This window comes from Dongia sp. (assembly GCF_041910485.1).
In the GTDB taxonomy this organism is placed as follows: domain Bacteria; phylum Pseudomonadota; class Alphaproteobacteria; order Dongiales; family Dongiaceae; genus Dongia.
Genome location: NZ_JAYRQR010000062.1, coordinates 166,334 through 179,037 on the forward strand (window position 1 = coordinate 166,334; position 12,704 = coordinate 179,037).

Sequence of the window (12,704 nt, forward strand, 5' to 3'; positions counted from 1 at the left end):
GACTATCAGCTGATGACGAAGAAGGCGCTTGGGTTGGCCTGGACGTCGGCCACCTTGACGCCGACCAGGGTCACCTGATCGCCGCTGCCAAAATCGATCACCGTGTTGCCGCCGACCTCGTGTGCCAGCGACGCGACATCGCCTGCATCATGGAGATCGAGACCGTTGATGTTCTTCGAGACGCGCAGGATGTCCTCGCCTTCCTCGAAGTCCATGACCACGTCCTGGCCGCCGCCGCCGTGGAAGACGAACGTGTCGTCCCCCGCACCGCCGCGCAGGAAGTCGTTGCCGGCGCCGCCGTCGAGAATGTCGTCGCCGTCACCGCCCGAGAGCCGGTCGGAGCCATCGCCACCCACCAGGTGGTCATCGCCCTTGCCGCCATCGAGGCTGTCATTGCCGGCCCCGCCCTTCAGCAGGTCGTCGCCGTTGCCGCCGTTGAGGCTGTCATTGCCGGCGCCGCCTTCAAGGCGGTCGTCGCCATTGCCACCGCGGAGCGCATCGTCGCCATCGCCGCCGAACAGCTTGTCGTCGCCGTTGCCGCCGGTGAGGTCGTCCTTGCCGTCACCGCCGAACAGATTGTCGTCGCCGCTGCCGCCGTTGATCCAGTCATCGCCGCCACCGCCGAAGATCGAATCTTCGCCGGAACCGCCGTTGATGTAATCGGCGTCGGCACCGCCGAAGACCGTGTCGTGGCCGGAACCGCCCAGAATGTGATCGGACCCGGTGCCGCCATTGATGAAATCGCTGCCGGCCCCGCCATTGATCCAATCGTGGCCACTGCCGCCATCGATGAAATCTCTGCCGCCGCCGCCGGCTATCGCGTCGTCACCGCCGCCGCCCAGGATCACGTCCCCGTGGCTGGTGCCGACAAGACGGTCGGCGAAATCACCGCCCGGTATTGTCGCCATCTTGTCTCTCCTCGTCGCTTGGATGGATGGTCGTGGTGCCGAAACCGCTGGTAATTGAACAGGTCGCGACGAGCTCTGCAACTGATCTATTGTGATAAAACTATGATCGATATTTGCGCCAATGTAATTCTGCGACCTTATACTTTGGTGGCAGCTGCGAAGAGCCACATTCACCGGCCATCGGTTGCAATTTTCTCCCACTGCGGCAGCAACAGTGTTTGAGAAAAGGCCATTTCAGCGCGCTTTCTGGCAGCCGCACGCAACCGATGGGACTCATCGACCGACGCCAGCGCGCGCTGAATCACTTTTTCCAAATTCAATACATCACGAAAGTCGGTCAAATGTGCGCAGATGTCAGTTCCAAGTACCTCGCGCACCGGTTCTGTATCAGAGGCCACGATGTGACAGCCGCACGCCATCGCTTCGACCAACGACCAGGACGGTACAAAGGGCACCGTCAGATAGACATGAAGATCTGAAATCTGCAGTAGCCGACGATATGAGTCGCGCGGCAACGTGCCCATGAAATGCACGCGTTCAATTGCGAGCTGCGGCAATTCCCGCAGCGCTTTGGCCTTATATGTATCGCCATCAGGCAGCATGCGCGAATAGTAGGTCGCGTCTTCACCGGCAATGGCAACATGGAGATCCTTATCCATGCGGAGCAGGCCGTCGATGGCCTGCATGAACTGGGGGAAGCCGCGATAGGGCTCCATCCCCCGCGTCGCGAAGGTTAGCAATCTCTTAACGTCGGAGAGGTCCAGCGTTCCAAAATTGCGCGACGCCGCGCGATTGGGAACGAAGTAGTCCGTATCCACACCATCGTGAAGTATCCGCAATTTATGCTGATAGCTTTGCGGCAGTGTACGCGCCTGAAATGCCGTTGGTACAAGGCCTAAATCGACATCCTCCAATTGCATCAGGAGCGGCGCGTTGAGAGTCCGAATCCGGCAGGCATTATCTGGCGTGACAGCGTTGGGCTCTAGATAGTCGGCGTCACTGCCATGCGGATGATAGTACCATTCGAAATAGCCGACGAGGCGCGCAGTTGGAAATGCTTCGCGCAGATAGAGTGACGTGCCCCAGCCACAATGTGCGAAAATCACATCCGGTATGAACAAGTCCGCGCGCAGCTTATGCGCCGCTTCATAGACTGCCTGTCCATTGAGCACGCCTGCCTCGAATGCGTGCAGATAGTGATGCGTGTTAGGTGACGCCGATCTTTTCGGACGAAACGTGCGCACATCAATATCTTCCGATGCCACTTCCTGAGAAGTTATGAAAGCAACACGATGATGCATCGATTTGGCAAGGTGCGTCGCGAGTGCGCCGAATTGGCCGGGGAAGTCGCGATGGACGAAGAGAAAATTCACAGGCAACTCCGCATCACTGATCTGTCACATAATTCGTTCAACGCACATCTTCTTGCAAGTCTCGGCAGAAGTACATTCGCTTGGCCTTTACGAATATTGTAAATAGTGCCGAACTACTTTTCCTTTGCTACCCTCTTTTCGATCAACAGCGAAAGAGGTGTTCTGATGCGGCCTGTGTTGGTGACTGGCGGTGCTGGTTATGTCGGCTCTCATGCTTGCCGCATGCTCGCTGCAAGCGGCTATCTTCCAATCACACTCGACAATCTGTCGACGGGGCACAGCTGGGCCGTGAAGTGGGGGCCGCTCGAAGTCGGCGATATTGCCGACCGTCAATTCGTCAACGCCGCCCTCACCCGCTATCGACCGGTTGCCGTCATGCATTTCGCGGCCCTCTCCTTGGTCGGGGAATCGGGGACGGTGCCGTCCCGCTACTACGAGAACAATGTCGGCGGCACGCTGGCTCTGCTGCAGGAGATGCAGGCAGCCGGCATCGACCGTTTCATTTTCTCGAGCACCTGCGCCACATATGGAGAACCGGAGCGATGCCCGATCGCCGAAAACAATCCGCAGGTGCCGATCAACGTCTACGGACGGTCGAAGCTGATGGTCGAGACCATCCTCAAGGACTTTGCCGCGGCCTACGGCCTGCGCGCGGCCGCCCTGCGCTACTTCAATGCCGCCGGCGCTGCGGCCGATGATGGAATCGGCGAAGCGCACCAGCCGGAGACGCACCTTATCCCCCTGGTGATCGGCGCTGCTCGCGGTGAGCGCGGCCCCGTGCAGATTTTCGGCACCGACTATCCGACGGCTGATGGAACTTGCGAGCGCGACTACATCCATGTGAACGATCTGGGTGCCGCACATGTACGGGCGATCGAGTTCCTGGCGAGCAATGCGGGCTTCCACGCTTTCAATCTGGGCACCGGCCGACCCTATTCTGTCCGTCAGGTCATCGATGCCGTGGCCCGGGAGGCAGGTCATGCCGTAGCCCAGCAAGTGGCGCCTCGGCGGGCCGGCGACCCGCCCTCGCTCTATGCCGATCCGAAGCATGCCGCCGAGAGTCTCGGGTGGCGGGCCACCGGCTCCTCTCTTGAAGCGATCGTCTCGAGCGCCTGGCGCTGGCATACGAAGACCGAGGAGGTTCGCCTTGCCGTATGATCCCGTGGCGACCACTCTGCCGGACGGCGTAAGACTCATCCAAGGGCGGCGGTTCAACGATGCGCGCGGCTGGTTCATGGAGCTTCACCGCCGCCAAGGAAGCGAAGAACTGCCCGACTTCTGCCAGGACAATGTCTCGCTTACCAGCCAACCAGCCGTGGTGCGTGGTTTGCACTTCCAACGGCCGCCGCATGCGCAGGCCAAACTGGTCACGGTTCTGGCCGGCGCCATATTGGACGTCGTTGTGGACTTGCGCCGGGGATCACAGCATTTCGGCCGACCGACTAGCATCCACTTGTCGGCATCCAGCGGTCAGCACCTGCTGGTACCAGCCGGGTTCGCGCATGGCTTCTGTTCGCTGCAGCCGGAAACCTTGATCCACTACAAGGTCTCCGCCCCCTATGCACCGCAGGCCGAAGGCGGGATTGCCTGGGACGATCCGGATCTGGGCATCGATTGGCCGTTCACGACTGCCGAGATTCTCGTTTCCGAAAAGGATGCCTTGCTGCCACGCCTGCGTGACCTCTCTCCGATCGATTGGGGTCATGTGCCGATGGACAGCGCGCCCGAAGTGGTGCCGGCATTGCCGAGGCGCGCGCGTGCCTGAGATTCCGATGCGCAAGATCGCCATCTTCGGCCGCAATGGTCAATTGGCGCGGGAACTGGCCGACCTCGCCTGGCCGCGGCGTATTCGTCCGTGTTTTCTGGGGCGCGGCGAGGTCGACATTCTCAGCGTGGCGGATGTCACCCGGCAGATTCGTGCCCTCGACCCAGTCGCCGTGATCAATACGGCCGCCTATACGGCGGTCGACCGGGCCGAGGCCGAGCCGTTTCTCGCGCAGCAACTGAATGCCGAGGCACCAGCGGTGATTGCCGGGGTTGTGGAGACGTTGGGCATTCCCCTGGTCCATATTTCGACAGACTATGTCTTCTCCGGCGCGGCCGGCCGGCCCTACCGAGAGGATGATGAGACGGCGCCTTTGTCGGTCTATGGCCAGACGAAGATGGCGGGTGAGCGCGCCGTGGCGGCCAGCGGCGCCCGTGCCGTCACCGTACGGAGTGCCAGCCTGTTCGGCCGGCACGGCCAGAACTTCCTCAAAGCGATTTTGGCGAAGGCCGCCGTGCCCGGCACCGAAATACACATGGTGGCGGATCAAGTCTGCTCGCCGACACCGGCTGCCGATCTTGCGCGCCTGATTGCGGCCGTTGCCCTGGATCTCACCGCCGGTCGCCGCTTGCCGGCCTGTCTTCACGTCGCCGGCGGCCCAGCGGTGAGCTGGTTCGACTTCACCGGCGCCATCCTTGATGTTGGTCAAGACCTGGGCATGCACCTGCGGCCAGCGCTGACGCCAGCGAAGCTTGCCGATCTGTCGCGTCCGGCGCCGCGTCCGCTCAACAGCGCGCTGGATTGCAGGTTTGCCGCCAGTTTGGGCTACCTGGCTCCAGATTGGCGAGCGGCCCTTCCTGGCCTCGTCAACGCACTTCGCAACCGAAGGGAAGCCGCATGAAAGGCATCATTCTCGCGGGCGGCACCGGTTCCCGTCTTTATCCGATGACGGCATCGGTGACGAAGCAACTGCTGCCGATCCACGACAAGCCGATGATCTATTATCCGCTGGCAACCCTCATGCTGGCCGGCATCCGCGATATAATGCTGATATCGACCCCCCGCGACATCGATCGCTATGTCGATATGTTTGGGGACGGGCATCGCTGGGGATTGAATATCACCTATGCCCTGCAACCTCGCCCGGAAGGCATTGCCCAGGCGTTCCTGATCGGCAAGCAGTTCCTGAACGGTGAACCATCGGCACTCATCCTCGGCGATAACCTCTATTTCGGCAGCGGCCTCAGCGAGCGTCTGCAACGCGCCGCAGAGCTAACCCACGGCGCACATATCTTTGCGTGCCGTGTCGACGATCCGCAGCGCTATGGCGTCGTTGAATTGGACGCGGAACAGCGTCCTCTTTCCATCGTGGAGAAGCCGCGCCGGCCCAAATCCAATTGGGCGGTTACGGGTCTCTACTTCTACGATGGGCGCGTGAGCGACATCGCCGCCGAACTGACGCCGTCCGCGCGCGGCGAGCTGGAGATCACCGACATCAATGCCCGCTATCTATCGGCAGGGACACTTGCCGTCGAACGACTCGGTCGTGGCTTTGCCTGGCTCGACACGGGTACGCCGGAGACGCTGATGGCCGCAACGCAGTTCGTTTGCGCATTGGAAAGCCGTCAGGGCATCAAGATCGCATGCCTTGAGGAAATCGCGCTGACCCAAGGCTTCATCGACGCCAACAGTTTTGCAAAGCTCGCGGCAACAGCCCCCGACAGCGCCTATGGCCGGTACCTCAAGACCTTGTTGAGCGAACTGCAGATCGATGTTGCGCCTGCACAGCTGCGGGTCGTCGGCGCTCGGAGATAATCGATAATATTTCTGGGACATTTTCTCAAAGTGATCACAATACAATCACGTTTATATTTGATTTTAAACAATAGTAATCACGACTCACGGTCTTTTTTACTTATGCTTTTCTTGATCGCATCTTCGATCGCTGGTAATATTGCACCGCAAGATCGATCTGGCCGATGCACAACTGAAACTTTCCGGGAAAGGGCGCGCGCGTGATCAGTGCTGCCACCGTTCGCAATCAGGACGTCCATTTCATCGACCAAGCCAAGCGAGGCTATCTACGGCGCCCGACCATCCTGTTCTGCGGACAAGCGAGTGAAGCCGTCCGCGCGATGGTCGGCGAAAATTATGCCCTGCTGAAGATCAAGCGGGTGGCCGACGATCATCTGCTGCTGCGCGATCCTGCAGGCGCCGATTTGCGCATCAGCGAAGCCCCTGCCCTGGTTGTCGCCATCATCGCCTTCGCGCCGAGCGACATTGAAATGGCGACGCGGGCCGTGGAATGGCTGACCAAGCGCAGCCACGCCAGCATACCGGAGATTTTCCAGACCAGCGCAGAAGACGTCGTGGCCGTTGCCGGGCATCTGCTTGCGCAGGCCGAGCAGCTTGCCAACCGGCACGCCACGATGACGACATCGCTCTTTCGGCAATTGGCCGATGCGCGTCAAGCCAATGAAGATCTGCAGAATCGGTTCGCCGCCTTGGAAGCCTTCATCGATCGCGCCGGGCTGCAGCCGTTCGATCTAGCCTTCATCAACCCGCCATTGGATGACGAAGCGGAGCCGAATGTCCTCGGGACAGCCGGCGCCGGTGGCGTGAGCCAGATTCTGCCCGTTGCCAGCACCGGTGTGAGCGCCATTGGCCTGCACGTGGCCCGGGCCGCGCCGCGCAGCGACGGCATTCTGCATGCCGCCTTGCAGACGGTCGAAGACGGACGGCTTGTCGAGACCTGGTCGCTGCCGATCGCCGAAATCGGTGTCGGCTGGTTGACACTGGGCCTGCAAAAATCGCTGGCAGGGCTGCGGCGAACGCTGCGCCTCATCATCTCGGTCGACGATCCGCGTGCCAACCTTCCGTCCTTTTCCCTGGGCAATGCACAGCCCTTGCCGCTGTTCCGGGTCCAGGACGCGGATCTCCGGCAATCCATCTCCAGCGCCAGTTTGGCGATGCAGGTTTATGTCGGCTTGCCGGGCGTGGTGCCGCCGGGTCAGGGCGCCTTTGCTGGCGGCAAGGGGCAGGAGAAAGGCGAACCGGGCCTGCGCGAATTCGCCCTGCCGGCGGGCCTTCTCGGCACGACGCGGCAGGTCAATCTGGATTCGGAATCGAGCGGCTTCGAAGGCGTCTCCTATCTCGATGGCGAAAGAATCGTTTCGTGCCACCCACCCGCCTTCGGCAGCACGATTGCGAAGATTGCCGGCGGTTGCCCGGAAGGTGCGGTCCGGGTATCCGCCAATCTGCTGGTCGCTCATGAAAAGGCCCGCGACGTCGAGTTCGCCTTGGTCGTGAGCCGCGATGAAGGGCGTGTCGTCAATCTTCTGGCCGGCGCCGCGGATCCGCAGCCGGGCGAAGGCTTCTCCGGCTGGGTGCGTGTCCCGGCGCAGCAACCGCGCTTCGCAAGCCTTTTCCTTGATGCGCCCGCGCGCGAGAAGGGCGACCTCTACCTCGTCACCCGCATGGTGACGCCGGGCAACCATGATTTCGCCTGGGCGCGTTTCCTCAATCTTCATGCCTTGGTGCAGGGCTGATGTCAGTCAGGTCGCGCAAGATGCAGCGGATTGCGAATGTACCGGGCGAAGCTGTTCCGGCAGCGGCGCCCGTGCCGGGCGAGCCGCGCATCGCCATCGTCATTCCAGTCTACAAGCATTCGATCCTGCTGACCGAGGCGATCGAATCGGCCCTCGCACAGCAAGCTGATTTCGGCATTGCGATCATTGTCGTCGATGATGGTTGCCCCTTCCCCGAAACGGAGTTGATCGGCGCCGCCTATGCCTCGGCTCACGCCAATGTCTATTATGTGCGCAAGACCAATGGCGGCCTGAGCTCGGCCCGCAATTACGGTGTGGCGTTCGCGCTCGACCTCTTCCCCGCCCTTGAAGCTGTCTACTTCCTTGATGCCGACAACCGCATCACACCTACGGCGATGCAGGACGTGTTCGACTTCCTGCTTAGCCGGCCGGAGATAGCCTGGGTCTATCCCAACATCGATAAATTCGGCATCGCCTGGAACGGTTCCTACCAAGCACCCTATTCGCGCCTGCTGCACCTCACCTTCGACAATATCTGCGAAGCCGGTTCCATGGTGGCGCGGCGCGTCTTCGATGCCGGCATCCGTTTCGACGAGAGCATGAAGGCGGGTTTCGAGGATTGGGACTTCTGGCTGCAGTGCATTTCCAACGGCTTTACCGGCGCCAACTACCCCTTCTTCGGGTTCGACTATCGTCAGCGCGCCGAAAGCATGTTGCGCGATTCGCATCGCACCAAGGCCGCGATCATGTCGTATATCCGGGAGAAGCATAAGAAGCTCTTCCAGCCGGACACCTTGCTGCAATGGGAGCATGCCGAGGCACCGCGCTATGCAGCGATTGCGCCCGGCACCTACGCCGTCTCGCTCTTCACCGATCCAGTGGCGCCGCATGGACGGATCGACCTCGAGACCTATATCGATCGCTATTGGGCCTCGCTCGCCGAGCCGGACGCACACGGTATCCCGCCCTTCATGATGTGGATGGCACCAGCTCATCTGGAGGCCCTGCGCAAGCTGGGCGTCCTCCACAATGTGCTGTGGCATGCCGAGCGGCTGGCGGAGAAGCATCATCTGGTTGCCATCCGATTGGAGCACGATGCCGGCCGGGTGGAACTGAAACAGCTTGAGGCCGGGGCCCCGGACTATATGGCGCGCAAGCCATTGGCCTGGATGTGCTCTGTCGATCTCTTCAAGGCCTGCGTCGAGGATATCTCCGACGAATGGATCAGCTCGATCCGCTCGCGCCGGCCATCACCGGATACGGTCGAACTGGTCATTCGCGGCCCCTTCCGCGCCTTCGACCTCGACCGCACCGTCCTGTCGGCGACAAACGGCCTTCTCTCGACGCTGGGCGTCTTCAGGGACTCCGCCTATCGCCGCGCCGCGAGCCAGCGCTGGACCTGGCGCGGCGGCTATTTCCCACCGATCCGGTCGCATTACCGGTTGCTGCGGGAGGCCCTGGGGGCGACCCCGGTGACGCCGCGCATCGCGCAAGCGGACCAGGCCCCGCGCATCGGGTTCCTGTTGCCGATCGCCTCCTTCGGCGGGGTCGAAAAGGTCGCCTATGCCATGGCGCGCGAGCTTTCACGGCTCGGCTACGAAACGCATCTTTATGTCCTCGGCAAACCCGCCTGCGAACTGGTCTTCGACCCGGCGGATTTCGCCAGCATCAATTTCCTCATGGACGACTATCCTCTCTGGGGCGGACCGCATCACTTCGCCGGCCATGACATCATGATGGCGCAGGATGACGGTGCGCGCATCGACCGGCTGGTCGGTCTGCTCTCGGGCCTCGACGTCGTCGTCAATTGCCAGGTTGCGCCGGTCAATGCGATCCTCGGCGAACTGCGCCGACGCGGCGTCAAGATTCTCGACCATGTCCACGTCCTCGATCAGACACGTTCGGGTCGGGCGGCAGGGCATCCCTATGTCGCCCTCGCCTACGAGCATATCTACGACCTCATCCTCACCTGCTCGCAGCAGATGGTCGATTGGTTCCACGGCATGGGCGTGCCGCAGGCCAAGCTGATGCATATCCGCAACGCGCCCAGTTTCGAGATGCGCGATGCCGAGGTGCGGACGATCCTGCGCCAGCGTCAGCGGCGCGGCCTGGGAGAGCGGCTGAAGGCACTTTTCATCGGCCGGTTGGATTCGCAGAAAGGGATCGAGCGCCTCTATGCTGCCGCCCGTTTGATCAAGCGCCGGAACCTGCCGATCGATATCCGCCTGGTCGGTGGCGAAGTCCTCAATGAACAGGGGCGCGGCGCCTGGACGGAACGTTTTGCCGAACTCGGCATCAAGCTCGAGCCGGCCATCTATTCCTCGAAAGGGCTGGCCGATGCCTTTGCCGAGGCTGACGTCCTGCTGCTGACTTCCCGCTGGGAAGGCGCGCCGCTCACCATTCTCGAAGCGCAGCGCGTCGGCTGCGTGCCTGTTTCCACCGCCGTCGGCGCCGTTGCCGAACTCATCGAGCATGATGCAGACGGTATTTTGATCGATGCCACGGACGATACCGCCGTGGCGCAAGAACTGGTGAGTGCTCTCGAGCGGCTGGCCGCCGATCCTCACCTGCACAACCGGCTCTCGACACGTGGCGCGGAAATCGTCGCCGCGCGTTCCTGGGCCGCAAACCTGTCGCCGCTCATCCAACGGCTCGAGGCTTGGTTTCCATTCAGGTCGGAGGAAATCGAGCTACGCCGAACCGTAACCTCGGGTCCGGGTCGATGAGCGGCGGCAACCCTATTCCGGGCTGGTACTTTCCCGGCTGGCGTCATGCCCTGCTAGCGGCAATCTGCATGGTGGCTGCTGGCGCGGTCCAAGCGAGCGAAGCGCAACCCAGGGGTACCGAAATCGGCATCGCCACGGCCAACATCGCCTGGACGCCTCCCAGCGACATGGCGGCGACCTTTGAGGAGATTCGGCAAAGCGGCTTTACCAGCGTCCGCATCGGATTGAAGGAACCGCGGGCGCGCGCCTATGCTGCCTTCGCCGCCGCCAAGCAGGCGGGGCTCGGCATTGTCGTGACTGTGCCGCTCATCGATGGCGCGGTCGCAACAAAGGATGCCACACCACGCGCGAAGGCCGGATCATTCTTCCCGGCCTATGGACTTTCGCAGATCGACCTCGAGCGCCTCCGCGCGCGCATTGACGATCTCTTGGCCTATGCCGCGGACGCGCAAATCGATCTTCTCGGCATCGAACTGGGGAACGAAATCAATTGGTCCGGCTACAACGGCGATCTGCCGCTTGTGGCCGGCGGCAATGTGATCGAGCGCGCAGACGGTCTCCCGAATCGTTTCATTGCCGGGCTCGACCTTTATGGCCGTGCGATATCCCTGGTGCGCGAACGCCTCGCCGCCGACGCAGCTTTCAAAAATGTCACACTGGTCACAGCGGGCCTGGCAGACATCAATGCCGGGTTCATCAAGCACAGCAACGCGACCTATATCGCCCCGGACGTCATGGAAGAAGCCCTGGCCGCACGCGGCATCTATCAGGCCGCCGGTGCCGTCGGCATCCATCTCTATGAACCGTTGCGGCGCGCCAATAAAGGCGACCGGCGGACCTTGATCGAGCAGCAGCTTGATTCGTGTGGCGCACCGGCGTTTGCGGGCCGCCCCTGCTGGATCACGGAATTTGGCAGCGCGCTGGCACCGACTGCCTGCCCCGTGACGGATCCGCGCGACGATCTGTTGCAGCCTTTGCTTGCCCACTTGGCGCGCGCCGGCGATGCCGTTCCCCGCGCCTACTACTATGACTGGAACGCCGACAAAGGCTTCGCACTGGAACGCTGCGGCAAGCTCAGCGATCTCGTTCACGATTTGGCACCGACCACCTTGCAGTAAAGACCACCCTGAGACCGACACTCAGGTCGATTCAACTCGTTCGGGAGAAGGAATATTGTGATGAAAAGACTTTGCTTTGGCCGACAGCCGGCGGACACGCGCTATCGCTATCATCCGGGCATGCCCTTCTCGGAAGGTTTGCCGCGCTCGAACAGCGCCACCTTCAGCACCATGTCGCGCAATTTCTATCTGACCTCGAACAAGGGCAATATGCTGATCGGCGAGGGTTCCGCGCGCATTTTCGAATATGACCGGAACTACTCGTGCATGTTGTCCGTCCATGTCCTCTACGATGCCTACAAAGGCTCGAAGGAGGCGATGGATTTGCTCAACAACAATTTCGACGCCCTCGTCCTGCCGATGGCCAACGAAATCCGCCCCAACCTCAATCACGCCTCGCTGCTCAAAGTTCTCGAGCAGATCAAGATTCCCGTCGTCGTGCTCGGCATGGGCATGCAGAACGACATTGAGGATCTGAGCGGACTGGAACCGGCCACCGTCGACCTGCTGCGCTGGATCGACGAACGCGCGCTCGTCTTCGGCGTGCGCGGCACCTATACCGAGGCGTGGCTGAAGAAGATGGGCTTCAAGAACCCCACCGCGCTCGGCTGCCCCAGCATGATGCTCTATCCGGAGAACATCCTGGGCATCAAGGCACCGACGAAGAAGCCGGAGGATTACCGCTTCGCGACCGCCGGCTATCTGCAGAAGAAGTCCGTTCGCGGACGTCAGCTTGCCGACTTTTTCAAGGGACAGAAATGCTCCTATGTCTTCCAGGATGAGATCTTCCTCTTCAAGGATGAGCTCCAGGGACGTCATTTCTTCGACGACGCGCGCAACCAGCTGCTGCAGAACGTGATCGGGCCGCTGGTCAACGAGGCGATCGGCACCGAGGCGCCATTCGATCGCTATTTCTACTTCGATAGCGTCGATGCCTGGCGCCAATGCTATGGCTGGCACGACGTCTTCATCGGCGATCGCTTCCACGGCGGCGTTGCGGCTCTCCAGGTCGGCCTGCCGACTGCCATTCTCTTCAAGGACCTACGCGTCCGCGAACTGGCCGAGTTTTTCGGTGTGCCGCACACGACCGTCGACAAAGCCGCCACCATGGGCATCGAAGCCTTCATGGCCGAATTCCTGTCTCAGGCGCGCATCGATGCGTTCCTCGATACTTATCGCCTGCGCCTGCGCAACTTCCACCGCCACCTCACCGAGGCTGGCCTCAACATGACGGAGAATTACCAGACCATGCTGCAGGCCGCCTGA

At 61.6% G+C, this 12,704-nt stretch carries 10 protein-coding genes; 8 read left to right on the top strand and 2 right to left on the bottom strand.

What is annotated here, in order from left to right; translation table 11 throughout:
* Nucleotides 1-5 precede the first annotated feature (5 nt).
* The gene (locus tag ACE3PP_RS20405; protein ID WP_374385138.1) at nt 6-908 is read right to left on the bottom strand and encodes a calcium-binding protein; all 903 of its coding nucleotides are present in this window, start codon (nt 906-908) and stop codon (nt 6-8) included.
* A gap of 170 nt (nt 909-1,078) precedes the next feature.
* Complete coding sequence (locus ACE3PP_RS20410; RefSeq protein ID WP_374385139.1) at nt 1,079-2,281, bottom strand: glycosyltransferase; 1,203 nt, start codon at nt 2,279-2,281, stop codon at nt 1,079-1,081.
* A gap of 165 nt (nt 2,282-2,446) precedes the next feature.
* On the opposite strand from ACE3PP_RS20410, the gene galE reads away from it, so the two are divergent.
* From galE to ACE3PP_RS20450, 8 genes are all read left to right on the top strand, one after another.
* Nucleotides 2,447-3,439, top strand: coding sequence for a UDP-glucose 4-epimerase GalE (gene galE / locus ACE3PP_RS20415; RefSeq protein ID WP_374385140.1), 993 nt, complete (start codon nt 2,447-2,449; stop codon nt 3,437-3,439).
* Nucleotides 3,429-4,046, top strand: coding sequence for a dTDP-4-dehydrorhamnose 3,5-epimerase (gene rfbC, locus ACE3PP_RS20420; RefSeq protein WP_374385141.1), 618 nt, complete (start codon nt 3,429-3,431; stop codon nt 4,044-4,046). The genes galE and rfbC overlap by 11 nt, the downstream gene beginning before the upstream one ends.
* A 7-nt stretch (nt 4,047-4,053) precedes the next feature.
* Complete coding sequence (gene rfbD, locus ACE3PP_RS20425) at nt 4,054-4,947, top strand: dTDP-4-dehydrorhamnose reductase (protein ID WP_374385142.1); 894 nt, start codon at nt 4,054-4,056, stop codon at nt 4,945-4,947.
* Nucleotides 4,944-5,861: a glucose-1-phosphate thymidylyltransferase RfbA gene (rfbA, locus tag ACE3PP_RS20430; RefSeq protein ID WP_374385143.1), complete on the top strand. Its 918-nt coding sequence runs from the start codon at nt 4,944-4,946 to the stop codon at nt 5,859-5,861. The genes rfbD and rfbA overlap by 4 nt, the downstream gene beginning before the upstream one ends.
* 200 nt (nt 5,862-6,061) lie before the next feature.
* The gene (locus ACE3PP_RS20435; protein ID WP_374385144.1) at nt 6,062-7,594 is read left to right on the top strand and encodes a DUF6212 domain-containing protein; all 1,533 of its coding nucleotides are present in this window, start codon (nt 6,062-6,064) and stop codon (nt 7,592-7,594) included.
* Nucleotides 7,594-10,320, top strand: a complete 2,727-nt coding sequence (locus ACE3PP_RS20440) for a glycosyltransferase (RefSeq protein ID WP_374385145.1) — start codon at nt 7,594-7,596, stop codon at nt 10,318-10,320. The genes ACE3PP_RS20435 and ACE3PP_RS20440 overlap by 1 nt, the downstream gene beginning before the upstream one ends.
* Nucleotides 10,317-11,438 carry a hypothetical protein gene (locus ACE3PP_RS20445; protein WP_374385146.1) on the top strand — a complete coding sequence of 374 codons (1,122 nt, stop codon included), beginning with the start codon at nt 10,317-10,319 and terminating at the stop codon, nt 11,436-11,438. Before ACE3PP_RS20440 ends, ACE3PP_RS20445 begins: the two co-directional genes overlap by 4 nt.
* A gap of 60 nt (nt 11,439-11,498) precedes the next feature.
* Nucleotides 11,499-12,704, top strand: a complete 1,206-nt coding sequence (locus tag ACE3PP_RS20450) for a polysaccharide pyruvyl transferase family protein (RefSeq protein ID WP_374385147.1) — start codon at nt 11,499-11,501, stop codon at nt 12,702-12,704.